Source organism: Bacteriovorax sp. PP10 (assembly GCF_035013165.1).
In the GTDB taxonomy this organism is placed as follows: Bacteria; Bdellovibrionota; Bacteriovoracia; order Bacteriovoracales; family Bacteriovoracaceae; genus Bacteriovorax; species Bacteriovorax antarcticus.
In genome coordinates this window covers 1139505-1163886 of the sequence record NZ_JAYGJQ010000001.1, presented here as the reverse complement: position 1 = coordinate 1163886, position 24382 = coordinate 1139505, and the positions used below count along the sequence as shown (strand labels likewise).

The window sequence follows — 24382 nt, the reverse complement described above, 5'->3', positions numbered from 1 at the left end:
ACTTTCTAACAATTGAGAGAGAAATCTTACTCTACAATATAATCCGCTGCGACTTCTCCAGACACTTTAACTTCACCACTCATTAATTGCGTAGCATCGTTTGCTCTCATCGCTGCTGATTTCATAATGGCTCCACCATATGTTGGGATCGGAGGATTTGCTCCGCGTGGTGAGAGCCTGTAAATACCTTTTAGTTTTACTTTCGCCGCACGTGCTAAAATTTCAGCTTGGGCCTCGGCTGCTCTTACCGCGTCTGCTAATAGTGCGCGCTCTTCATCCACTCTTTTATCTAAGTCAAATCCAAGTGAGTTTACATTCACTCCACCAGTCATTGATTTTGAATTCGTTGTGATTGAATCCAGGAAAGGACCTGCGTCTTCAATCTTTCTCAGAGTGATAACGAGTCCCTGATTAGCATTGTAACCAGAGATATTATTTTTATTTGTTTTTTGATCGTAAACATACTCAGGATTTAATTCGTAATTGCTGGTTTGAGCGTCTTCTTTTTTAACTTTAAAAGAGTCTAAACTCTTCTTTAAAATTTCGTATCCGGCCTGGTTGTTGGCCTGTGCTTTTTTAGCAGACTCGCCTTTTCCCCATACTGTGACATTTAAACGAACGATATCTGGTTGAAATGATTTTTCAACAAGGCCAGTCACAGAAATTAAACGAACGTCATTGGCAATCGCGTTCACAGACAGGCCTAGTAAAACAATCAGGCAAATTGGACCAAAAATTTTTCGCATAGACACTCTCCCTGTGATAATCTCCATTATTCATAAAAGTATGACGAGATTAACGAGAAAAAGAAAGAGATTGTTATGACAAAAAAAGTAATGAAAAAAACTCCTGCAAAAAAGCCTACTGCAACAAAAGCTCCTGCAAAAAAAGTGGCAGCAAAAGCAGAACGCACAATTATTGACCCCAACGCAAAAGCAACAGCTGCTGACGGAATCTATGGTCTTCCTTTTAAAGAAAGCGAAGCCAAAGTTGTTTTCCTTCCAATCCCTTGGGACGTAACGACGTCATACCAGGCAGGAACGTCAAAAGGTCCAGGGGCGATTTTACAAGCATCAGAACAAATCGATTTTTTCGATCTTGATTATGTAGACGCTTACCAAGCTGGTCTCTTCATGAAAAAAGAAAGTGCAAAAATTAAAAAATTAAATACTGAAGGGCGTGCTCTCGCTAAAAAAATCATCGACGCTGATGATGAGACAATGGCAAAAAGTAAAACACTTCAAGCTGCTCTTAAAAAAGTTAATGAGATTTGCGAAGTTTTAAACGACGAAGTTTATGCTCAAACAAAAGCACACCTTGATAATAACCAAATTTCTGTTGTTGTTGGTGGTGACCACGCGACTCCATTTGGAGCGATTAAAGCTTACTCTGAAAAATACCCGGGAATGGGAGTGCTTCACTTTGATGCTCACTCAGACACGCGTATTGCTTACATGGGATTTGAAAACTCTCACGCGACAATCATGCACAACGTGATGGAAAAACTTCCTAAAGTTGGAAAGCTGGTTCAGGTGGGGATTCGCGATTTCTGCGAGCAGGAATTCGAGTACACAAGAGACAATAAAAAAATCGATATTTACTTCGATCAGGTTTTAGCTCAAAGAAAACTTAACGGTGAATCGTTTATGAAAATCGCTCAAGAGATTGTAGCGAAACTTCCTAAGCAGGTTTACATCTCATTTGATATCGACGGACTTGATCCACGCTTCTGCCCTAACACAGGAACTCCGGTGCCAGGTGGATTGGATTATCCTGAAGTTATCTACCTAATCAATGAAGTGGTTCGTTCAGGCAGACAGTTGGTTGGATTTGACCTTGTAGAGGTTGCTCCTAACCCTAAGAACGCTGATGAATGGGATGCTAACGTTGGGATGAGATTACTTTATAAGATGACGTCGGCGTGTTTAGCTTCGATGGGACACATTAAGATTAGATAGTCGTTCAAAGATAAATAAAAAAGGGCCGATCATTACGATTGGCCCTTTTTTAAACATCTATGTTGAACTGTTCTTCTTCATAATTTATGGCGTGAGCAAGCGCGCACGAATACAAGTCCGGGTGATCCATCTGAGGCATAAACTCCAACAGTCGCAATCACAAGGGCCGCGGCCACAGCATATTCTTTCGCATTTCCAATAACAGACTCTCTTAGAAGACCTCCAGTCATTGCATCAGCGATCGCAAAAACTGTTACCAGCATCAGAGCTAAACTCCCGTAAGAGTACTGATTTGGTGTCTCGTTATTTCTTGTCATATGCATAGACGTAACTCCTATCGCTGACCTACTGGATGGTTTGGTTAGTAGATGCGATGGACTCAGTATAGGTGTGTTTTGCATTATTCTGAAGTTTTCCATTGGGACACTCAGAAATCGGTGCCTTATAGGGAATTAGTACGAACTTTTTATTACTTGAAGTGCCCATTTTCTGAGGACAACGTAAGTCGTCCTGTGAGAGATTATTAAGCATGAAAACAAAAATACTATTATGCCTGGTCACTCTTCTTATCACTTTATCGTGTGCTCATAAAAAAACACGCAATATAACGGGCCACACGCCAAAGGAAGACCAGTACTGGAATGACATGGCACTAGATTCGACTGAATGGCAGACTTCAATTTTAAACATTCTTGAAGAGAACAATCCTGCTCTCTATAATCAAATTCTAAAAGACTCTAAAGACCCCTACGTCGCTATGTTTTGGGGAAAAAGTGTGAATTTTGATTCCGGCGCTAAAAAGAAAATCGTCGATGATAAAATTATTGAAGACCTGCAAAGACTCTTCAATATTAAAAATGACAATAAAATTGTCCATGCGGGAATCATGCATACCTATGGATACCTTTTCAGCACGATCAACACTCCTTATGGATACAAAAGAAAGAGATGGATTGCTCCCACACTTAACACTGCTTTTTCGATGAGTGGAAATAGTTTTTCTCCTGAGGCCATTGATGGTGGACTTCTTTCTAACGTGACTTATTTTTCTGGAATGCTGGCGTTTAAAAATAAAACAGAACTAAATTTACTGAAAAATGTTTCGAATGAAGTGTTCACTTATGATTACGCGAAGCTTGCAGTTGATAGAGTTGAAGAAGAAATTAAAGGCCATACTTTAGTGACAACATTAGTACGTTTCCCAGTGAAAATTCTAGTTGAAGAAAATGACTATTTGCTTATTTATTCCACTATAGATCACGCTATGAATAAAGAATTTCTTGTCACGGCGTTTCCAATTAACGCTGAAGCCTATGAGAAGATTATTGCTAAGGAAAATATGGGTCCTAACCAAAAAATCACACTACGCTACAATGCTTATTTAGATGGAATCGGACAAAATCTTACAGGGACTAGAAAGCTCATAAAAAAGTAGACGGCTCTTTAGAACTTCTTTAAGTTTGCCTCCTAACATTTATTGTGAGGTTCACACATGAAAGCTCTTTTTACAGGCCTGCTACTTGCCCTGTCTCTGTCTGCATTTTCTGCACAGCCAACTGTTGAGTGTAAAGATTTTAAAGGTAACGTAGTTGATGGAAGCATCGCTCGCTTAAGAAGTGTTATGGCCAATCACAAAGGTGAAAAAACTCAGGTTTTAGTAACTGGGACAATCGCACAAATTGGAAAAGAAGATAACAGTGGTCTTCAACACCAAAAATACAATATGAAAGTTGATAAAGACATCACTCTTCAAATCGTAAGCAACCTTGAATTCGGTCGCATCCCTCTTGTTGTTGGAAAAGTAACAACTGTATGTGGAGAATTCCTAAGAGTTGGACAAGGTATGGTTCACTGGACTCACTTCGATCCACATGGTCCACACGCTGATGGATTCACGATCGTAGACGGTGTTCTTTACGGCGATAAAGAAACTCCACTTTAGTTAGTTATAAGTTTTTATTTTAGAGCGAAGAATTCGAAGCTCTTGCCTCTTTAAAATTTTGAAGCTCGTCAGTTGGTGCAAGTAGCATCGTATTTGTCGGAAACGCGAATCGAACACCCACTTCATTGGCGAGCTTTAGGATTTCCATAAGCAGTTTATGTCTTTCTTCCAATTCAACATTCCCATCAGTTGTTTTAAAAAATACGGTCAGTAAAATATTAATGGATTTATCCGTCATATCGTTAACGTAGATTTGTGCCGTGTCTGGATTAATGATCGGGTGAATTTTACATAAGTATCTTAAGCGCTCACAGAACTCTTCAAGTTTCTCAACCGGAGTTGAGTAGTCCATTTGCAGAAAAGTTTTAAAGCGTCTCGACCCTCTCATTCCAAAGTTATCAATCGCCATGTTTGCTAAAACGTTATTGGGAATACTGACCAGTGACTGATGAGGAGTTCTGATACGTGTACTCCTAAAACCGACCTCTTCAACTGTTCCTTCTAAACCTTTATCTAACGATACGTAATCGCCGATTAAAAATGGGCGGTCCATAATAACTGTGACCGATCCAAAGAGATTTGAAATCGTATCTTTTGCAGCAAGAGCAACGGCCACCCCCCCGATTCCCAGACCGGCAAGAATGCTGCCGATATCAAAAGTTAAACTGTGGGCCACCAGTATAGTACCGAAGGCCATAACTAAAACTTTCGAAGTTTTAGAGAGCATCGGAACGAGAACATCATCAAACTTGTTGTGAGTGTCTTTCGCGATCTTCACAAAGTGTAAGGTAATTAAGTCTACAATTTTTACGGCAGACCAAACTGATGTGACGGCGATAAGAATATAAAAAGCGCGGATAAGAACGGCGTAGCTGTCGAGATCTAACTCAAGTAAACGAATACCACCCATGCCCACTAGAGAGAAAGCTAACAAACCAAATGGTAGTGTGGCCTTGTAATGATCTTTTTCTTTAAAGTTTAAAGACTCTTTTTTAACTAATGCTCGGATGTATAAAGTTGTCAGGTAGCGAATTAAACTAAGGGCCAAAATTCCTACTGAGAAAATAAATAAGAATCCCAACCATTGCCCTTTCGTAAACATCAGTAGTTCTTCAGAAGTCCATGCTGGTAAATGACCCTTTAAGCGCGTCTTCCAGTTTTTGTATTCAACAACTCCTTCCACTACACCTAAGTGTGAAATAGAAGTATAAAGATTCCCAATCGTACTCACTGTTTCAGGAGTAAATCTCCAGGCACCATCTGCATTTTTTTCAATAGCGATTTCAGCTTCAATTGTTTTACTGCCTTCAGTGAGAGACTGTTTTCTGAAGTACCACTTTGATCCATTAGGATCATCGGGAATATGGTTGAAATCAATTTTTGTAATACGATCAAGAGTGTTGATTAATTTTTCAGCTGCCTGTCTTCCAGTCATCTCACGAAGACTTTCATCAATACGTGAAAGATTGAAAGTCCTTGCTGCTTGATCAAAATAAGCTCGAGAAGAGCCAGTCGCTTTTTTAACTTCTTCCATCGACTCAACAAAGGTTCTCATAGTTTCGCGTGGGCTTTTTAATTTTTCCAGTTCTTCATAACGGATGTATGACGTCTCTGCTGCAGGGGGCACCTCTGCTACTTTCGGTTTAGACTGTGCTAATGCTTTATTAATGACTGAAACAGGAACCTGAGCATAGGTCTGTAGTGAAAAAATAAATACAAATAAGAAAGCTAGATGACGCATCAACATGATTAGTTTTTCCTTGAGAATAAAGGGCATAAAAAATTTACCTTGAAGGATATTTTCGGTCAATGTTTTGAAACCTGATTGTTTTAGTACGACAAATTATTTTCCAACAATTTATATCATCGCTTGGGCAAGCTAAAATCTTAGGAGTAGGATCAAAAGCAGTACTATCTTTTTCTCAAGGACGAGAACATGAAAAAATTTGCTATGCTATGTGCATTCATCTGCACTTTCTCTATGACGAAAGCTTACTCTAATGTTGTTGAAGAATCTTTTTACATCCAGACTAATGATCATAAAATTTTTGACCTGGTAAAAACTAGACCTGAATTAACTATCGACCACGTGGAAGAAGGTGGCTTCGAGCTTTATGGGCCAAAAGGACTTAAAGAGTTCCTTGTAAGAAACAACATCCCTCACTTCTCAATGGCAATCGGAAATCTAAAGATGCGTGGAGTTTATCCATCACCTGAAGAGACTGAAAAAGAACTTAAATCAATCACAGCTCAATACCCTGAAATCAGCAAAATGTTTTCTATTGGTAAATCGGTTAAGAACCGTGACCTATGGGTGATTAAGCTTTCTCGCGATGTCGGGACTGATGATGACCGTCCGGAGTTTAAATACATCGCGAACATGCACGGAGATGAAATCGTCGGCCGCGAGATCATGGTGAAGTTCATTAAAGATCTTTTAGCAAACTACGGAAAAGACCCTCAGGTCACAAACCTACTTGATAGAGTTCAAATCTACATCATGCCTTCGATGAATCCAGATGGAGCAGCATCAAGCATGCGTGGGAATGCAAAATACGTTGATTTAAACCGCGATTTCCCTGACTTCACAACTCCAGACAATAAAGACACTGTTGATGGAAGACAGCCGGAAACTCAGGCAGTGATGAACTGGCAAAAAACACGTAGGTTTGTTCTTTCTGCCAACTTCCACGGTGGATCTGAAGTTGTGAACTATCCTTGGGATACAATGCCTGATAAATTTCCGCAAGAAGCTTACGTTAAAGAATTAAGCTTAGAGTACTCAGGACTTGCTCCTTATATCTTCGCTTCAACAGCTTTTAAAAATGGAATCACAAACGGGTATGCATGGTATGAAGTGAACGGTGGGATGCAAGACTGGAGTATCAAGTACAGAAACGATCTTCAGATCACTATCGAGCTTTCAAATACAAAATGGCCGGAGTACTCAAAAGTTGACTATTACTACCAACAAAATAAACCTGCTCTATTGAGATTTATCGAAAGAGCGATCCCTTAATTTTCATCTGTGACCAAGATCTTATTGAAACCTAATTTTTCCAACTCACTTACTTTTATGGGTGAGTTGGGATGAATAAGGCCACGAAGTGCAAATTGATGATCGACTTTATTTCTAATCAAAAATTTATCTTTCAACTCTTTATTCTTATTTAAAAATCTGCTCAACATCAAACTGTTGATAAATGTCACATCTACTTTTTTGCTGAGTAAATCTTCCAGGTTATCTTGATTTGATTTCCCTTGAACAATTTTTTTATTCATCAAGGTCTGAGCATCTGATTTCATATCCGTTATTTGATAGTGATAACCTAAAACTACTTCAATTTTTTTATCGGCAAGATTATCAAAATAGCTTTGGTCGCGGGTTTCATAATTCATCGCCACGGCCAATTCTTTTCCGCTTCCAATAATACTTGTGCGGGCATAATTAATCCCCATCTGCTTCCAACTCCAGGCTTCATCTTCAAAAAGAATAATGTCATATTTCTGAGTTTTAAAATCGCGGTATCTTCTATTGGCACTGGTTAGGACAAATTCGAAATGATATTTTTCTTGAGAAGCATTAAGTTTGGCAATAAGGTCCTTAACAATTCCTTCCTTGCCTTCTTTTTCAATAAAGGGAGCAAATTCGTAACCTCCGATCTTAACGACGATGGGTTGAGTATTCCCAGACACAATTGGTGCGGAAAATATAAGAGCTAGAAGGAAGAAAAATTTTAAGGCATATATTCTGATTTGCATGGCCTCTATTATCTAAAGAAAAAACACCCATTGCAATAATGATTTTTACTATAAAATTGTTAAGATTTGATTCGTTAATTATTTTAGCGTAGTTAAGAGTTTAGTCTTAAGTTTTTTGAGACGAATTCGTTTATCTTTTTTTTCAGTCGATGCAGCAAACGAGAGAAGTGTATTCATTCGCTCTAAATTCAACCAGTCTTCTTTAGGAGGATCACCTGCTTTAAAATTCAGCGGGCAGTAATCGAGAACATTTTCACTGGCCACATACAAAGGTAAACCTTGAGTGCGGCAGATAAGAGGTCTTGCTTCGTAGATTGTGCATTGGTCATTGTAAAGAAATGTACAATAAGTTTCTTGATTAGGTGTTTGCCATAAGTCCAATAGACGTTGTTGCTCAACTGGTTCTTGAGCGGCAAACCAATCTTCGATACGATCTGATTCAATTTCAAAAACGCTAATGTCCGTCTGGCAGCATTTCGAGCAGCCTTTTTTACATTGCATTTTATCACTATGCTTTTCACTGATTTTATCAAAAAAACCAGAGGCATTTTCTTGTAATGTTACGACCGGATTATTATTCATTATTGGATGATACCAGCAGTTGCTTCAAGTTGCTTGTGATTTAACACCGCAAGAATTTTTGTTTTTTCAGAATTTCTTTTGCTATCTAAATAAAGATTTAATGAAGTTAGAACGTCCAGGTTAGATACCAGTCCTAAACGGTAGTCTTTTGTTGTTTCTTCATAACTTCTTTTTGCTTTTTGAAGAGCTAAGTCAAAAGCTTTGATCTGATCAAAATAACGATGAAACAATTCATATCTTGAAGTGATTTCAATCTGAAGATTTTTTTTGTAATCAGTTAACTGATACTCTGCCGATTGTTTTTTTGCTGTCGTTTCTCTAACTAGTGCTTGAGTCACTCCCCCTTCATAAAGAGGAATTGTTAAGTTTAAGCCCACATCCCAGTCTGAGTTTTTTGAAGCAGTCGAGCCACCTTCTTTAAGAGCGTAGTAATTTGAAAGAAGATCAAGAGTCGGAAGATAACTTCCTTTTGAAATTTTTACGTCTCCATCAAATTGCTGGATTTCGAGTTGCTTGTTTTGAACATCTTCACGAGACAAGGCCATGCTGATGTACTCTTCCAGTGGTTTAACCGGAGTTGTTTCATCAAATTTCATATCAATCGCTTTATCCTTATTCAATCCAGTTAAGATATAAAAGCGCGCTTCACTTTGTTTTAGTAAACCTTGAGCGTCTAAAAGTTGAGCATCAACTGAGGCCAGTTGAGCTTCTGCTTGTAGCAATTCTCCTCTTCTTGAGCGTCCGATTTGTAAGCGCTTTCTAATTTCATCAACACGCTCCTGACTTTGCTTTTTTAAAAGGTTCAGGTTTTTTTCGTCGTTTTGATTCAGTAAAAAAGTGTAATAAGAATCGACGACTTCCATATACAAGGCCACTCGGTCGAGCTGTCTTTGGTTTTCTGCGATCTTCACACCAGCATCAGCATTTCTAATTAACTGACGGTCGCGTCCACCATTGTATAAACTCGTTGTCAGGTTTAACCCAAGAGTCTTTTGGTCTTCAAACTTTTCTTGCTTTAAGTAAGTCCCGCGCACTGAAAGTGTTGGGTAGTATGAACCCTGGCCTTTAGCTCTTTGCTCCATACTTTGCTTAAGTCTTGACTCGTTAATGTTGTCGGATTGGTTGTTTAAAAGAGCACTGTTAAAGCTCTCTCCTAAGGTAACGGCATATGAATTTGAAGCATAAAGAACAGTAAATAAACAACTAATAAACAGTTTTGATGAACCCATTAATCCTTCCGGTGATTGTAAGTGAAAAGCCTGTGAAATCTTATTAAAACAAAGGCCATTCAGAGTGTAAATCTTTCTACCAATATTCGTAGTTAAGTGCTAAACATGTCTAACAAAAAGTTATACGGTAAATTTCTAAGAGGGTTTCATGAGAATTAAAAATGTTCTGTTCTCGCTTGTCTTACTATGTGTATCGGCCATCGTTCCGGCAACTTCATCCGCTGCGCCGCTCAAAGTCGGTATGGTTACAGATGTGGGTGGCGTTAACGACCAGTCTTTCAACCAATCTGCTTGGGAAGGGCTAACAAAGGTAAAAAAAGAGCTAGGCATTAAGACTAGTTACCAGGAATCTAAGCAAGATGCAGACTATCCTGCCAACTTAGAAACTTTATTAGACGCTAAAAACGACCTGATCTGGGGTATCGGCTTTAAGATGGCCGACGCTATCCTAATTGCAGCTAAACAAAATCCAAAACAAAAATATGCGATCATCGATTACTCTTTCGGAGCTAAAACTCCAAAGAACGTTGTGGGTGTTATGTTCAAAGCTGAAGAAGGTGCTTTTCTTGCTGGTTACATTGCTGCAAAAATGAGCAAAACGGGAACTCTTGGGTTCATCGGTGGAATGAGTGTTCCTATCATTCACAGTTTCCAATACGGATTTAAGGCCGGAGCAAAATACGCTAACAAAAAAATTAATATCCTTGAGCAACACGCAGAATCTTTTACTGATGCTGCTAAAGGAAAAGCTATTGCTAACCAAATGATCGGGAAAGGCGCTGACGTTATCTTCCACGCCGCTGGTGCTGTTGGTGATGGTGTTATTGAAGCTGTTAAGGAAAAAGATAAAATGGCCGTTGGTGTTGACCGCGATCAAAATTACCTTGCTCCAAAAAACGTGATCACTTCAAGCATGAAGAGAGTCGACAACGCTGTATTCAATGTTGTGTCTGACTTAAGCAAAGGTGTCTTCAAAGGTGGAACAACTGTTGAGTACGGTCTAAAAGACGGTGCTGTTGATATTGCTCCAACAACAACGAAGATGATTCCTTCTATTCTTCTTGAAGATGTAGCAAAAATTAAAAAAGAAATCATTGCTGGAAAAATTAAAATTCCTTCAACCTCAAGCGCTTACGCAGCTTATATCAAAACAGTAAAATAAAATGCTGGCACTTGAACTAAAAAATATTTCCAAAACTTTTGGAACATTTAAAGCAAATAATAAAATCAACCTCGCTGTGAAAAACGGCGAGGTTCATGCCATCCTCGGCGAAAACGGTGCCGGTAAATCTACACTCATGAAAACAATCTACGGCGAGCATCTTCCAGATGCCGGTGGTGAGATTATTCTTCGTGGTGTGAAAACGGAAATCGAAACCCCCGCTCACGCCATCTCGCTTGGGATTGGAATGGTTCACCAGCACTTTAGACTGGTACGCCCTTTTACGATTCTCCAAAACGTCATCCTTGGGATTGAACCAAAAAACTTCCTGGGAATGATCAACTATAAAAAAGCACGCAAAGATATCGAAGCGATTGTTGAAAAATACAAACTCGATTTAGATCTTGATCAAAAAATTGAAAACGTGAGTGTTGGTACTCAACAGCGCGTGGAAATTATCAAGACGCTTTATAGGAACGCTGAGATCATCATTTTAGATGAACCTACAGCTGTTCTGACTCCACAAGAAATTAAAGTCTTCTATTGCATCATCAACAACCTTAAGTCTCAGGGTAAGACGATTATCATCATCACTCACAAGCTTCACGAGATTAAAGAAATCGCCGACCGTTGTACCATCATCAGAAAAGGTGAATTCATTGAGACGGTTGATGTAGCAGTGACAAGTGAAACGGAACTTGCCTCTAAAATGGTAGGAAGAGAAGTTGAGCTGGTCGTAGAAAAAACTCCTGCCCTTCCTAATGGCGAAGTTGTTTTTAAGATCCAAAACTTAAATGTAGTGAATTCAAAACAGCACCAATGTATTACGAACTTCACTTTCAATCTTAAAAAAGGTGAAATCACAGGTCTTGCCGGTATCGATGGGAATGGTCAGAGTGAATTAGTTCAGGCCTTAACAGGCCTACGTAAAACCAACTCTGGTAAAATTTTAATCAACGACCACGACATTACCAATCTTTCACCGAAACAAATTTATAAAAATAAACTGGGATGCATTCCCGAAGACCGCCAAAGAGTGGGTCTGGTTATGGATTTCAAAGTTAAAGAAAATTTTGTTCTTCAGCAAATTGATGAAAAACCATTTTCGAATTATGGATTCATCGTTAATCGTGAACTAACAAAATTTTCTAATGAATTAATTTCCCGCTTTGATATCAGGCCACCTAATCCTGAATTGAATGCCTCTAATCTTTCTGGTGGAAATCAGCAGAAGATTATTCTTGCCCGTGAAATCGTTCATAACCCTGACGTCTTGATTGCCTTCCAGCCTACTCGTGGTCTGGATGTTGGTGCGATTGAATACGTTCACCGTGAATTGATTAAATTGCGCGATCAAGGCAAAGCGATTTTACTTATCTCTTATGAACTCGATGAGATCATCAATTTGAGTGACCGCATCGGAGTTATTTATAAAGGACAACTGTGGGCCGACCTGGACCACCAGACCATCGTCTCAAGTCCAAAACTTAAAGAAGACATCGGTCTTTACATGGCGGGAGGAAAACCTGCATGAAAAAATTTTTAATCAGCATTCTTTCAATCCTGATGGGATTATTAATTGGCGGGATCGTTTTAAAACTTTCTCATATCTCTCCTATCGAAGCTTACAAAGTCATGTGGGATGGGGCCTTCTCTCAACCTAATTACATTTCTTATATTATCGTTCGTTCGACTCCGTTAATCTTAACTGGTCTATCGGTTGCTTTTGCTTTCCGTACAGGGCTTTTTAATATTGGAGCTGAAGGGCAGTTTATTATCGGTGCACTGGCCGCAAGTTTCCTTGGTTTTCATTTCAACTTCAATCCATGGATTCAAATTCCACTGGTGATGATGCTCGCGACTATGGCCGCTTCTCTTTACGGAGGGCTTAGTGGATTTCTAAAGGCACGTTTTGGTGTGCATGAAGTTTTATCGACGATCATGCTTAATTGGATTGCACTTTATTTTTCAAACTACGCAGTCTTTATTGAAGGTTTCAGACGTCCTGATATGGAGACGACTGAGTTTATCAATGAATCAACATCGATTGGTATTTTAGATAAGTGGAAAGTTTCAGACGCAGGGCTAGAATGGCTATCTAAGCATGAATTCTGGTCTTCTTTTATGAGACCACCGGTGAACGCGGGAATCTTCCTGGCGCTGATTGCTGTGGTTGTCGTGTGGATTATTTTAAACAAGACGACATTTGGTTATAAACTAAAGTCAGTAGGCTTTAGCCCAGCGGCGAGTGAATACGCTGGTATCAGTACAAAAATGAAAGTGACTCAGGCGATGATGATCTCGGGTGCTCTTTCAGGACTTGCAGGTGCCACTCACGTGATGGGTGTGTCTAATAACGTTGCAGTGCTTGCTGCTCACGAAGGTTACGGGTTTGACGGGATTGCCGTTGCTTTAATTGGATCAAACAATCCATTTGGAGTTTTATTCTCAGGTTTTTTCCTTGGGGCCTTAAAATACTCGGGACAAAAAATTCAATCAACACTTGAAGCTCCCTCTGAAGTTATCGGGATCATGATTGGCGCGATTATTTTCTTTATCGCCATTCCATCGATCTTTAATTTTGTGACGAAAAAAAGGATCAAAAATCCATGAATGAAATGATTTTTCTTTTTGCAACAACACTTATGTACTCGACTCCGCTGATCTTCACTGCTCTTGGTGGTGTAATGTCTGAGAAGTCTGGAGTGATTAATATTGGTCTTGAAGGGATGATGACTTTTGGTGCGTTCGCCGCCTCATGGGTTGCTATTACAATGCAGAACCCTTGGCTTGGTTTACTTGCTGGTGGGATCGCAGGCCTTCTGCTTGCTCTTCTTCACGCAATTGCTTCAATTAAATTTAAGGCCAATCAGGTTGTTTCTGGTATGGCGATTAACTTCTTAGGAAGTGGTTTAGCCATTTTCTTTTGCAGAATCTTTTTTGAAGGAGCGAGCATGACTCCTCCACTTGATTTAGAAAAAAAGATACCGGCCTTCTTTAATCAATACGCAACCGTGTATATCGCTTTTGCTATGACGATTTTAATCTGGTTCATCTTTAACAAGACAAGATTAGGGTTAAGACTCATCAGTGCCGGTGAGCATCCTAAAGCTTCTGTGGCCGCAGGGATCAATGTTTCTTTATACCGTTATATTGGTGTCCTTTCTTCAGGATTTTTAGCTGGTGTCGGAGGTGGTAGCTTATCTATCGCCATCGTATCTAACTTCCGTCCAACACTTATTTCAGGACAAGGCTTCATTGCTCTTGCTGCGATGATCTTTGGAAAATGGAATCCGGTAGGAACACTGTTTGCGTGTCTATTCTTTGGCCTCTCTCAAGCATTAGTAGTCTTTATCGGTGGGTTTGAAAACCTTCAGGTATCTTCGCAGCTTCTTGCGACTCTGCCGTATGTCTTGACGTTAATTATTCTGGTAGGCTTCATGGGTAAAACAACTGCACCAAGTGCACTTGGACAATAACCCACGACACTTATCAGGAGAAATTTTTATGAAGGGCCTAACATCACTAGCGCTGTTTCTAGCGCTCTCTACTAATGTCATTGCAGCTACTCAACAGGAAAAAAATAAAAAGCTCGTTGTCGATTTTTATGAAATGGCCTTCAATCAGCACAGGCCGACTGAAGCTGCCAAAAAATTTATTGGCGACAAATACATTCAGCACAATCCCTTTGTTCCCAATGGAGCAGAGGCCTTTTATACATACTTTGAAGGTCATTTTAAAAAGAATCCTGCTTCACGTGCTTTAATTAAGCGCGCGATCGCCGATGGGGACTTGGTTGCTCTTCACCTTAATTCAAAAGAAAATGATAAAGATCCTGGAAGAGCAATCGTGGATATCTTTAGAGTTGAAAACGATAAAATTGTTGAGCACTGGGATGTGATTCAAGAAGTTCCCACAAAAGGAACGGCAAACACTAATACAATGTTTTAGAATTTAGGTTGGAAAAAAGAGTTTAAATCGCGTGCCTGGCGGGCCTTCATGAGAAGTTTTAGTTTCGAAAGTAATCTTCCCATTAAGCCTGTCCACGCAGCCTTTAACAATTGGAAGACCAAAGCCTGTCCCTACTTCACCATTTGTTCCGATACAAGATCTTGAAAGGTTCGCTTCAAAAATATTCTCGCGCATATCTTTTGGAATCCCAAGTCCACTATCTTCCAGTAGAAATTGAATTCCATGATCAAGCTTTGAAATGCGCAGCCTGATCTCACTTCCTGCCGTTGAGAATTTAATGGCGTTTGATAAAAGATTTCCCAGGATCTGATTCAAGATCAAACTTCTGCTGGAAATAAACGAGTACACTTCGCTTGAAACTGACCAGTTAAAACGGATGTTCTTTTGGTCGAGTCTATCTGCAAATATTTCTTTTAATTCTAAAATCATTTCTCTTAAATCAATTTCACCATAAGTGATTTCTTTTTTACCAAGCTCAGTTAAGCGCAGCTCTTTAATACTCTCGGTAATCTGAATTACTCTCTCTGTCGCCTTGTAAGCTCTGGCCACCGAGTTCAATTGCAATTCACTAAGTGGAGTTTTAATTAAATGATTTAACTTAACTGAGATAACAGTCAGAGGTGTTGAGATGTCGTGGCTTAAAACGTTGATCAAGTTTTGAGTTCTCTGGCGCGAGTCTTCAAGTTTAGTTGAATTTTGTTCAACTAATAAAACGTGTACCCAGATAATGACAGTTGAGAGGAAAATCCATCCAAAAAGAATGAGTCCCTGAGAGACCACTTGCCCGGACTCACTAATAGCAAACGGAAAATGAAACCCGCTTAACTTTAACATTAAAAAACCAAGCACGGTGCTGGCCGTAATGAAGGCCCAAAGAAGTGCGCCTTTGCGTCCAGCAATAACTCCGGAAATCATTGGAAGAATTCCCAGCCAGATTAAAATATTGCTGTCGAATCCACCTGTGTAAAAAGCAAAAGTGGACTGATGAATCAATCCAGTTGCAATAAAGATATTGGAAAATAAAAAGTAGTTGTTACTTCTTCTATACAGAAGTGGCGACAACAAATGCACAGTGCTCGCTGCAATCCCTACAATTCCTGGAATCGGTGAAGTCATCGTCTCACAAGCTACAAAAGCATAGGCCCACATTAAAAGACCTGTAGAAAGAACCGACACCAAATGAGCGTGCATGTACCTTTCAGGAAGATCCTTCTTTGCTAGTCGATTACTCGCGATAAAGCGGTAGATCTTTAAATAGTTTGTTAAAACACTATTCTTCAACTGCGCCCTTTATAACGTAAACTTAAACTGAGAAAGCAGAAGTCCCGGAGCTTTTGAACCACCAACATCTCTTTGGAAATAAGATCCTGTAGCAGGACTTGTTTCTGCAAAGTTTGTCACTTGCTCTAGAGCGTCTCCGAAAATCGAATAATAACTTTCATCAAAACGAAGGTCTTCAATCGGAGCTACGATCTCTCCATTTTCAACCCAGAAACACGCGTATCTAGTCATACCAGTGATACGAGCGGTCTCTCTATCTGACCAGTTCAGGTAGTGAAGATCAGAAATATAAAGACCCGTTCCGATTGCTTTGTAGATGTCTTTGCGGTCTAAATCACCTGTAGCAATAACTGGAGATCTCATCGACTCCCAGTCTGTTGCAAAGTTTGATTCAACTTTGTATTCGTTTGCTGTTCTTGTTGAAACTAAGAAATTTATGTACTCGCCGCCTTTGATTAAATCAAGTTCAGCAGGGGCCACTTCACCGGCGTCGTTAAAACGTGGTGATAATCCCAGAGAGAAATCTTCTTTTAATGAAAACTTCGGAGACATGACTTTTTTCTTTTCCCAAAGATCTTTTAATGACCCATTCCCTTGTTTGTGGGCGGCCATTGAAACTCCTCCCCAAGAAAGTGTTCCTAAAAGTTCACTAACAGCAGAAGGTGCCAGATAAACTCTGTACTCACCACGAGGGACTTTTTTAGATTCGATATTCATCAGAGAAAGTTTGTACTCAGCATCTTTGATGTTTCTTCTTAATTCATCAGAGTTCCACTCGCTACCAGCGTATAACGATTTTACTGCTTTTTGTTTGTCGTTATAAAGTGAGTAATCAAGATAGAAGTTTCTCGTCTTAAACCAGTGGAATTGTCCTTCAGAGTTGATTGTCGCACGGACCACGTCACCGCATGAGAAAACTCCTGCAAGGTCAACATTACCAGCGATATCTAAAACCTGAGACATCATCTCTTCATTTTTTGGAAGTGTGCTTAGATTTTCATCTTTTGTTACACCATAGAATTTCGGGCGAACTAAATATGGATCTTCAGGAAGAACTGCAATCCACTCGCGCGACTGATTAAGTTTTTTAAGTGCTAATGTGAAGTCCAGTTCATTGGCCATAAATGGCATATTGAAACTTAGAACTTTATTTCCTTTAATGAAGTTAAAATCAATGAAGGCCTGGTTAAGGTTTGTCACCTGACGAACTTTTGCTTTTGAAAGTCTTGAAAAAAGAGTTTCTTCAGCAGAGAAGTTTAGTGTTAGTTGTTCGTCTGAAGCTAGTTCAGCGAATACTTTTTTAGCGAAAATTTCTAAATATGAGGATTCTAGTGCTTTCATTATTTCCCCCCTCCGAATACTTCAATGTTTGAGAATAGACATACCGGACTTGCATGTCCTACGAAGATAACCTGGTTTGGCTCCCCTTTTCCGCAGTTACCAAGACCACCAACTTCGAAAGTTGATTTATCTCCAACCATTTTTAACTGATTCCAGAATGGAGCTGTGACTCCACGGTAATTTGGATTTTTTACAAGCTTAGTTAGTTTTCCATCTTCGATCAGACGTCCGTACTCACAACCAAACTGGAATTTATTTCTGTAGTCATCAATTGACCATGATCTGTTTGTTTGCATGAAAATTCCACGCTTCACTGACTTGATCATGTCTTCTAATGTCGACGATCCCGGTTCAAGATTTACGTTGGCCATACGATCGATAGGAGCTCTATTCCACGACGTTGCTCTCTGACTAGCAACACCTGGAAGGTTTAATCTTTTTTGTGATTCAAGACTTCCTAGTCCTCTTAAAAGAACTCCGTCTTTAATCAAGAATTCTTTTGTCGCTTTATTTCCGATATCGTCAGCGAAGTAACTTGCGAATTGCCCAACAACAGTTGGATCGAATGTTACGTTCATTAATGGAGATCCATATTTTAGATTTCCAAAATCCTGAGGTTTAACGAAACTCCATCCAGCGTAATTTCTTTCGTCACCTAAAATACGGTCAAGCTCTAAAGGGTGGCCGATACTTTCGTGGATCTGTAAGTAAAGTTGATCTGGAGCTAATAATAGATCCATTGTTTCTGTTGGGCATTCTTCAGCATTTAACAATTCCATTGCCTCATTAGCAATACGAGTTGCCTGTGCAATAAGTTTAGCGCTGTTAAATTTTTCTAAACCAAACTGTGTACTTTGGTCGTCACCATAACTTCTTCTTTGATTTCCAAGCTCGCTTGATGCTACTGCGCTGATTGAAATTCCTGAGCGGTGAATGCTTTGTTTAATATCAGAACCGTTACTTGCAACAAAATGTGTATCCATTTCAGTCAAGGCCATTTGAGCGACTCTGCTGATGACGTGATCGTGCACTTTCATTGCTGTTGATAAATTCATTAGAAGCTCAGTGGCCTCTTTGGGATTGAATCCATCGATTCCGATTTCTCCTGGACTCTTATATTCACCCACAGTCATTGGTCTCTCATCAAGAGAGAATTTTGAAAGGCTAAAGCGGCTTGCTTCGATAGCTGCTGCTTTTGCTTTTTCTGCACATTTTTTAACTTCACTTGGTTCGAATGAATTAGTCGCGCCGTAAGCGAACTGGCCATTCATCATCACTTCAATCATGAGCCCATGATCTTCTGAAGTACTTAGTCCTTCGAAGACTTCATTTCTTACGTTCATTGAAAGCGATCTGCTTTTTACTTCACGAAGTGAAATGTACTCTGCTTTCAAATCCGTTAGTGAGTTTAAAATTTCTTTTAAGTTCATTGTCTATAATCTCCCTTTCCAGTTCGTCATACTTGTTGAGACGCCCAGGAATTTATTAATAGCTGTAAATAATCTTAGTGGTAGTAGTCCTTTAAACAGGTCTACCCATTTTACCATGAAAGGTTCTCTGATAAATGCACAGTCTTTCTCAATCCCGTGAATTATTTTTTCAACGATGGTTTCCGGTTTTAACCATGGCAGAAATAGTGGAGCTTTTACGCCGGAGAACATTCCTGTATTGATATAACTAGGACAAACTGTCGTTACGTGCATATTAGTAATGTCACGTTCAATGAGTTCTAGTCTAAGAGACTCCGAGAAACCGATCACTGCCCATTTCGAAGAAGCGTATGAGGTTCCATATGGAAGACCAATATACCCGGATGCACTGGCGATATTAACGATATTTGAGTCTTTGCTTTTCCTTAGATCATCAAAGAATAAATGAGTCATCGCGACCATTCCATCAACATTGATTTTATAAGTGAGTAAATGTTTTTCTAATGGCTGTTTTTCAAACTCACCACCAAACACCACTCCGGCGTTGTTGATTAAGATATCAATGTTGATTCCTAAATCACGAACTTCGTTTCTGCATTTTTTGATGGAATCAATTTTACTAAGATCAGCGTAGACAGCGTGCGCTCTTCCGCCTGTATTTTTGATATTGTTTGCTAAAGCTGTGGCGGCTTCCAGGTTAATGTCCACGATAATCACCGTGGCCATTCGACTTGCAAGTTTTTCGGCCATTAATTTTCCAATTCCTGAAGCAGCCCCGGTGATAAGTATCTTCTTGCCAGCAAAATTCTTCATGATCCCTACAATAAAAAAGGCGGGAATAATCCCGCCTTAGATAAAAAAATTCAATTACTTCGTTAACGATCTGATGTCGCCATTACCTTTTACATAAACGGTCTGAGCGTTTCTCATTTCATTAACCAGCCCTCTTACTTTGTAAGAGATTTCAATAGTCGCAGAAGCAACTGGTTGATCTTTAGATCCAGTGTTCGCAATACCAGTTAATTCAGATTTAGCATCGAAGTTAAATCCCCAGGCCGCATAAACTTGAGTGGCCTGAACTTTTAAATTCGTAATGTATTTACCTTTACCGTTTAAGTCCCCGCTGTGTTGGAAATAAACTGTGTAGTCAAAACCAACAACTTCTTTTCCAAAACCGTTTTTATAAGACACGTGGTAACTTGCAATCTTCGGGTCTGACCAGTTGGCCATTTCATAGTATGCAGTTTTTGGATCTGTCCCTTCGATAAAAGGCAGAACACTTATTGATGGAGCGATACCTGTTGTATTGATAACTGGTCTTCCAGCATCAATGATAGGCCAGATTTTTTTACCGATCGCAATTAAACTATCAATGTACATCGCCACTTCATCAATTGGGTTTCCTGGAATCGCAGGCATTTCAATAAGAGGTTGAGGTTTAATACGTGTGACTTTCACACTTGCAATAACTAAAGATTGATCAACTTCCTGAGAGTGAACTGATACGTTTGATAGTAGTAAAGTCGCAATGAAAAGAACTTTAAACATTGGTGGCCTCCCTTGGATTTTTGATGGGGCCAATATCTCTATAGCGAGACCTTTTGTCTAATAAAAATTCTATTAAGTTCTGACTGTTAGAAAAAGTCATTCTCACTGTACGACGCGGTGAAAATAATAATTAATTTTTAAGTTGGAAGGTGATATTTTTTTCGACGAAATATGGAGCTGACCTTGGAAGAAATTTCCAATCAGAAATGGCATCGATGGCCGCTCTATCAAGCAGATCATGTCCGCTGCTTTTTAAAATCTCAATGTTAGAAGGCCTTCCTTCAGGAGAGACACTCACTCTCACCTTAACACTTCCCTGCAACTCACGCTTAATGGCAAGTCGTGGATAAGTTGGGTCTTTGTAACTTACAGCAGAGGCATTGAAATCATAACTAGAACTGCCATTTCCAGATCCTGACCCAACTCCCGTCCCACTCCCGTTCTCTGACGCAGCTTTCATTTCTGAAACTGCATTTTCATTCGCCGCTGCTCCCGTTTGGGCCTCAGAACTTTTACCCGAATGAAATTGAGTTGGAATAAAATGAGTCTTTCTTCCCTGACGTCCATTTCCATCTCCCAACTGAACATTAATCAAACTTTTTGGGTCAATTAAAAATGGCAAGGGTGCCTTATCAATTAAAAAAGTTGATCCAGCGAGAATGAGAATGTGAATCGCAAAGGCAATCGCCAGCGAATAACTAATCTTAGGCATGAGAGCTTCATACCAATAATGTATTTATGTGTAAATCAATCTAAGCGGCCTTAGCTGACCTGATTCTCTCTGAAACTGATTCGATGTTTAAAATAATCAGTGCACTTTCTTTTTCTCCGACAGCAACAGAGATGATTTCTTTAATATCATTTTGAAACTGGCTTTGAACTTTCTGAGTGACAAGTGTAGGCACTTTAAATTTTTTATCCTGATCAATGGTTAAAATACTTTCCAGTGCATCGACCACTAATCCAAAACGTTCACCTTCTTTTTCGAAAATTAAAACTTTTGTATCGCTGGTTCTCTCTGTTGTTCCGGCCCCTGTCATTTGATAAAGATTTCTAGTATCAATAATCGTCATCAGTATAATTGATGATTTCTTTTACGTCCTTGATGGAAATTCCAAAAAGATGATCAAGGCGAAATGAAATATAAGACTCGCGGTCGATCTTTTTTAAGACGTTAACCAGTTCTGCATTTTGATAAATCTTACTATGACCTTCTGCCATTTCCATGATCTCGGCCCCTGATAAAACATTCCCGTGATCAAGCAAGAAGATCTCTCCTTAAACATAATTTTACATAAAGACAATTTATTGCCGGCCAGGTAAGCCTTTTTGGAAGTCAGAAGAGAGAATTTAATCCGAGCAAAAAGGTTACCTAATTGCTCGGATGAGACTTTTATTCGGCGAACATCACTCCACCAATCATTAAATCCATTGCGCAACCAAATTTAACTTCTCCTTTTTGAAGAGAGGCAAGCTTCACAGTCACTTCCTTATCAAGAGGTAAATCCACTCTCAATTTTTGTGAAGGCACCGTGATCTCACGAGCACATGTTGCATTTGTTTTACGAGTGATTTTTAAAATGACAGGCTTCCCTGCTTTTACTTTTAAAGAACTTGGCTCGAAACCTTTTTCTGTAACAGTCATCTTGTATTCATTAGGTGCATCTTTAGCAAAAAGAGTTGTTGAGACTAAAGCAATCATTAATACTAAAATTTTCATTTTCATAACTCCAAAGTTTCATGATGGGATAAATTAATTATACGTTGAAAGCACTCAATTTGTGACAATTATTCTGAAATCCACTTTCCAATACAGGTTCTTCCCAAGCGAATCATTTCCTGATGGGAGTAACGAAATTCGACAAGAAAGTCTTTGAACTTAATCACCTTTAAAACTTCCGCTATATCTTTAAGTTTAAGCTGACATAAATCGGCCCCATTATAACAGGCCGTGTGAGTTTTAAAGGCAATGGACTCAAGATTTTTACAATTAAAGTCTGGATTACTTCGGTGTTCGTAAAGCATCTCTTGCAAACAAAGTCCTGTCTTTTGTGCCCACTCTTTCATCGGAGTTTTCCAAACCTTGCTTTTAGTACTAAATGCTTCACAATAAAATGGGGCATAATTAGACAGATAGTCCACTCCTTCATCCTTGCAGTGAAGCTCACTTTCTAATTTAGTGTAAAAATCACAATTCTCCGCAGACGGCTTAGGCCAGTTCGCCGAATTTGCAACCGGGAACATTAAGAAAAAAAGAAGGAAAAATTTAATAACCATAGTGAGACTTAATCCTTCAATTTAAGGGCCAATCATTGTCATGATGAATGAGGCCGGATATAATACCATCAACGCGACTCTTTCATAGGTATACTCCCATGGCACTTCCAAAAAAGAAAACAATTGCTCTTATTGCTCACGATGGAAAAAAAGCTGAGATGATCAGCTTCGTAAAAGATAATATCGAATTTTTTAAAAAGTTCGAACTTGTGGCCACTTCGACAACAGGAAAACTAGTCGCTCAAACTGGTTTAAAAGTTAAGCGCTACTTATCAGGGCCGGTTGGTGGTGACGCTCAAATTACAGCACTAGTAGCAACTGAAAAATGTCACGCGGTGATTTTTATGCGTGATCCATTGGGAATGCACCCTCATGAACCGGATATCTATTCGCTTCTTCGCATTTGTGATGTTCACGATGTTCCGTTAGCAACCAACCTTTCTTCAGCTCAGCTGATTGTTAAGGGACTGGCAAAAAATCTTTTAAAAGAATAAATTATGATTGTTGTTGAATCTATTTCTAAAACTTATTATGCAAAAAATGCTGAAACCCTGGCATTGCAAAACATCAGCTTCAAAGTTCAAGAAGGTGAAGTTTATGGTTTGATCGGGTTATCTGGTGCCGGTAAATCAACTGCTCTTAGGACCATTAACTTTTTAGAAGTTCCCGACAGCGGCCATATTTATTTTCAAGGCGATGATCTCGTATTGAAAAATAAAAGTGAAATGCGCCTGGTTCGTCAAAAAATGGGAATGATCTTCCAGCATTTTAACTTACTGGCCAACAAGACCGTCGCTGATAATGTCGCTCTTCCCCTGGAGATTGCCGGCTGGAATAAGGCCGATATTAAAAAGCGTGTCATTGAGTGTCTTGAGTTAGTTCAGCTTTCAAATAAAAAAGATGCTTATCCTGCCAACCTTTCAGGTGGACAAAAACAGCGCGTGGCCATTGCCCGTGCAATTGCCAATCACCCTAAGCTTCTTTTAGCAGATGAGCCTACAAGTGCCCTTGATCCACTGACAAAAGGTGAAATCATCGACTGCTTACTTGACCTGAATAAAAAACTTAACCTGACTATTATTATCGCGACTCATGAAATGAAAGTGGTAAGAAAAATTTGTAACCGCGTTTCTATTTTTAAAGATGGAAAGATTCACGAGACACTTGATGTTCATAACGGAGAATTAAATCCGACGACTGAATACGGTCAAGCTTTAGTGAGGGAGTTGTAATGGGAAACGGAAACCTTACTTACCTTCTGCCTGATTTACAAAAAGCGATTCTTGAAACGCTCACTATGCTGGGAATTGGTCTAACCACTTCGACTTTGCTTGGTGGTCTGATTGGAATTTATCTCTACCTTTGGGGGCAAGAGCGTTTACTTAAAAACTCGTTCCTGCATTTTCTCGTTGGTGGATTAGTTAATATTATCCGCTCGTTTCCTTTTGTTATTTTAATGATTGCTGCAGGACCTTTTGCCAGAATCGTCGTTGGTACGACTATCGGCCCTATCGCTGCCACTGTTCCACTTTCAATTGCCGGAACTGCTTACTTTGCACGCTTAGTTGAATTGGCGCTTTTAGATGTTCCTAGAGGGACAATCGAAGCTGCACAATCAATGGGTGCCACTCTTCCTAAAATTGTTTTTAGTGTTTTACTAAGAGAGGCCCGCGCAGGCCTAATCCTGGGTTTTACTACTCTTAGTATCAGCTACCTTTCTTACTCAGCTGCTGCCGGAATTATCGGTGGAGGTGGTGTTGGTGACCTTGCTATTCGTTATGGTTACTACCGCTTTCAAAAAGATATTATGATCGTCACAGTTATAGGTCTGGTGCTTTTTGTTCAGATCATTCAAATGTTAGGCAATACTATTTCACGCCGCTTAGATAAACGTTAGG

Annotated in this window: 28 protein-coding genes; 12 read left to right on the top strand and 16 right to left on the bottom strand. The window is 39.5% G+C overall.

From position 1 onward, the window contains the following. Window positions 1-26: 26 nt before the first annotated feature. The gene (locus SHI21_RS05745; protein ID WP_323575313.1) at window positions 27-746 is read right to left on the bottom strand and encodes an SIMPL domain-containing protein; all 720 of its coding nucleotides are present in this window, start codon (window positions 744-746) and stop codon (window positions 27-29) included. A gap of 75 nt (window positions 747-821) precedes the next feature. On the opposite strand from SHI21_RS05745, the gene SHI21_RS05740 reads away from it, so the two are divergent. Next, the gene (locus tag SHI21_RS05740; protein ID WP_323575311.1) at window positions 822-1958 is read left to right on the top strand and encodes an agmatinase family protein; all 1137 of its coding nucleotides are present in this window, start codon (window positions 822-824) and stop codon (window positions 1956-1958) included. 77 nt (window positions 1959-2035) lie between these two features. Here the strand turns inward: SHI21_RS05740 and SHI21_RS05735 are convergent, their stop codons facing one another. Next, complete coding sequence (locus SHI21_RS05735) at window positions 2036-2281, bottom strand: hypothetical protein (protein WP_323575310.1); 246 nt, start codon at window positions 2279-2281, stop codon at window positions 2036-2038. A gap of 206 nt (window positions 2282-2487) precedes the next feature. Between SHI21_RS05735 and SHI21_RS05730 the strand changes: the two genes are divergently transcribed. After that, window positions 2488-3393, top strand: a complete 906-nt coding sequence (locus tag SHI21_RS05730) for a hypothetical protein (protein ID WP_323575309.1) — start codon at window positions 2488-2490, stop codon at window positions 3391-3393. A 57-nt stretch (window positions 3394-3450) separates the two neighbouring features. After that, on the top strand, window positions 3451-3900 hold the full coding sequence (locus SHI21_RS05725; protein WP_323575308.1) for a DUF3465 domain-containing protein: 450 nt from the start codon (window positions 3451-3453) through the stop codon (window positions 3898-3900). A gap of 19 nt (window positions 3901-3919) precedes the next feature. Here the strand turns inward: SHI21_RS05725 and SHI21_RS05720 are convergent, their stop codons facing one another. After that, a complete protein-coding gene (locus SHI21_RS05720; RefSeq protein WP_323575307.1) occupies window positions 3920-5647 on the bottom strand; it encodes a mechanosensitive ion channel family protein in 1728 nt (575 codons plus the stop codon). A gap of 189 nt (window positions 5648-5836) precedes the next feature. Here SHI21_RS05720 and SHI21_RS05715 point away from each other — a divergent pair, with 189 nt between their 5' ends. Then, the gene (locus tag SHI21_RS05715) at window positions 5837-6919 is read left to right on the top strand and encodes a M14 family zinc carboxypeptidase (RefSeq protein ID WP_323575306.1); all 1083 of its coding nucleotides are present in this window, start codon (window positions 5837-5839) and stop codon (window positions 6917-6919) included. Here the strand turns inward: SHI21_RS05715 and SHI21_RS05710 are convergent. The 3 genes from SHI21_RS05710 to SHI21_RS05700 all read right to left on the bottom strand — a co-directional run bounded on the left by SHI21_RS05710 (window position 6916) and on the right by SHI21_RS05700 (window position 9473). Then, entirely contained in the window at window positions 6916-7662 is a 747-nt protein-coding gene (locus SHI21_RS05710) for a substrate-binding periplasmic protein (RefSeq protein WP_323575305.1), read from the bottom strand. The two genes, SHI21_RS05715 and SHI21_RS05710, sit on opposite strands and share 4 nt — an antisense overlap. Before the next feature lie 78 nt (window positions 7663-7740). Further along, window positions 7741-8244, bottom strand: coding sequence for a YkgJ family cysteine cluster protein (locus tag SHI21_RS05705; protein WP_323575304.1), 504 nt, complete (start codon window positions 8242-8244; stop codon window positions 7741-7743). After that, window positions 8244-9473, bottom strand: a complete 1230-nt coding sequence (locus SHI21_RS05700) for a TolC family protein (RefSeq protein WP_323575303.1) — start codon at window positions 9471-9473, stop codon at window positions 8244-8246. The genes SHI21_RS05705 and SHI21_RS05700 overlap by 1 nt, the downstream gene beginning before the upstream one ends. Before the next feature lie 148 nt (window positions 9474-9621). On the opposite strand from SHI21_RS05700, the gene SHI21_RS05695 reads away from it, so the two are divergent. The 5 genes from SHI21_RS05695 to SHI21_RS05675 are packed head-to-tail and all read left to right on the top strand — an operon-like array spanning window position 9622 to window position 14586. Then, window positions 9622-10635: a BMP family lipoprotein gene (locus tag SHI21_RS05695; protein WP_323575302.1), complete on the top strand. Its 1014-nt coding sequence runs from the start codon at window positions 9622-9624 to the stop codon at window positions 10633-10635. 1 nt (window position 10636) lies between these two features. Beyond that, window positions 10637-12169, top strand: coding sequence for an ABC transporter ATP-binding protein (locus tag SHI21_RS05690; RefSeq protein WP_323575301.1), 1533 nt, complete (start codon window positions 10637-10639; stop codon window positions 12167-12169). Next, on the top strand, window positions 12166-13248 hold the full coding sequence (locus SHI21_RS05685) for an ABC transporter permease (RefSeq protein ID WP_323575300.1): 1083 nt from the start codon (window positions 12166-12168) through the stop codon (window positions 13246-13248). The genes SHI21_RS05690 and SHI21_RS05685 overlap by 4 nt, the downstream gene beginning before the upstream one ends. Then, window positions 13245-14114 (top strand): ABC transporter permease, encoded by an 870-nt coding sequence (locus SHI21_RS05680; RefSeq protein WP_323575299.1) that lies wholly within the window; start codon window positions 13245-13247, stop codon window positions 14112-14114. The genes SHI21_RS05685 and SHI21_RS05680 overlap by 4 nt, the downstream gene beginning before the upstream one ends. Before the next feature lie 28 nt (window positions 14115-14142). Continuing rightward, entirely contained in the window at window positions 14143-14586 is a 444-nt protein-coding gene (locus SHI21_RS05675; protein ID WP_323575298.1) for a nuclear transport factor 2 family protein, read from the top strand. A 3-nt stretch (window positions 14587-14589) separates the two neighbouring features. On the opposite strand, the gene SHI21_RS05670 is transcribed toward SHI21_RS05675, so the two are convergent. The 10 genes from SHI21_RS05670 to SHI21_RS05625 all read right to left on the bottom strand — a co-directional run bounded on the left by SHI21_RS05670 (window position 14590) and on the right by SHI21_RS05625 (window position 22484). Next, window positions 14590-15888, bottom strand: coding sequence for a sensor histidine kinase (locus SHI21_RS05670; RefSeq protein ID WP_323575297.1), 1299 nt, complete (start codon window positions 15886-15888; stop codon window positions 14590-14592). Window positions 15889-15897: 9 nt separating this feature from the next. Further along, entirely contained in the window at window positions 15898-17229 is a 1332-nt protein-coding gene (locus tag SHI21_RS05665) for a TldD/PmbA family protein (protein WP_323575296.1), read from the bottom strand. Continuing rightward, window positions 17229-18659 (bottom strand): TldD/PmbA family protein, encoded by a 1431-nt coding sequence (locus tag SHI21_RS05660; protein ID WP_323575295.1) that lies wholly within the window; start codon window positions 18657-18659, stop codon window positions 17229-17231. The genes SHI21_RS05665 and SHI21_RS05660 overlap by 1 nt, the downstream gene beginning before the upstream one ends. A 3-nt stretch (window positions 18660-18662) precedes the next feature. Continuing rightward, on the bottom strand, window positions 18663-19472 hold the full coding sequence (locus tag SHI21_RS05655; RefSeq protein WP_323575294.1) for an SDR family NAD(P)-dependent oxidoreductase: 810 nt from the start codon (window positions 19470-19472) through the stop codon (window positions 18663-18665). Between the two features lie 54 nt (window positions 19473-19526). Beyond that, window positions 19527-20207: a hypothetical protein gene (locus SHI21_RS05650; protein WP_323575293.1), complete on the bottom strand. Its 681-nt coding sequence runs from the start codon at window positions 20205-20207 to the stop codon at window positions 19527-19529. Window positions 20208-20337: 130 nt separating this feature from the next. Further along, complete coding sequence (locus SHI21_RS05645; protein WP_323575291.1) at window positions 20338-20919, bottom strand: energy transducer TonB; 582 nt, start codon at window positions 20917-20919, stop codon at window positions 20338-20340. Between the two features lie 40 nt (window positions 20920-20959). Further along, the gene (locus tag SHI21_RS05640; protein ID WP_323575290.1) at window positions 20960-21280 is read right to left on the bottom strand and encodes a chemotaxis protein CheW; all 321 of its coding nucleotides are present in this window, start codon (window positions 21278-21280) and stop codon (window positions 20960-20962) included. After that, complete coding sequence (locus SHI21_RS05635) at window positions 21267-21473, bottom strand: hypothetical protein (RefSeq protein WP_323575289.1); 207 nt, start codon at window positions 21471-21473, stop codon at window positions 21267-21269. Before SHI21_RS05635 ends, SHI21_RS05640 begins: the two co-directional genes overlap by 14 nt. A gap of 127 nt (window positions 21474-21600) precedes the next feature. Beyond that, window positions 21601-21927, bottom strand: a complete 327-nt coding sequence (locus SHI21_RS05630; protein ID WP_323575288.1) for a cupredoxin domain-containing protein — start codon at window positions 21925-21927, stop codon at window positions 21601-21603. Window positions 21928-21995: 68 nt separating this feature from the next. Next, window positions 21996-22484: a hypothetical protein gene (locus SHI21_RS05625; protein WP_323575286.1), complete on the bottom strand. Its 489-nt coding sequence runs from the start codon at window positions 22482-22484 to the stop codon at window positions 21996-21998. A gap of 98 nt (window positions 22485-22582) precedes the next feature. Between SHI21_RS05625 and mgsA the strand changes: the two genes are divergently transcribed. From mgsA to SHI21_RS05610, 3 genes are read left to right on the top strand one after another with little or no spacing between them, the layout of a single operon-like run. Continuing rightward, a complete protein-coding gene (mgsA, locus tag SHI21_RS05620) occupies window positions 22583-22978 on the top strand; it encodes a methylglyoxal synthase (RefSeq protein ID WP_323575285.1) in 396 nt (131 codons plus the stop codon). Window positions 22979-22981: 3 nt separating this feature from the next. Beyond that, entirely contained in the window at window positions 22982-23716 is a 735-nt protein-coding gene (locus tag SHI21_RS05615; RefSeq protein ID WP_323575284.1) for a methionine ABC transporter ATP-binding protein, read from the top strand. Next, window positions 23716-24381, top strand: coding sequence for a methionine ABC transporter permease (locus tag SHI21_RS05610; protein ID WP_323575282.1), 666 nt, complete (start codon window positions 23716-23718; stop codon window positions 24379-24381). Before SHI21_RS05615 ends, SHI21_RS05610 begins: the two co-directional genes overlap by 1 nt. The last annotated feature ends 1 nt before the right edge of the window (window position 24382 follow it).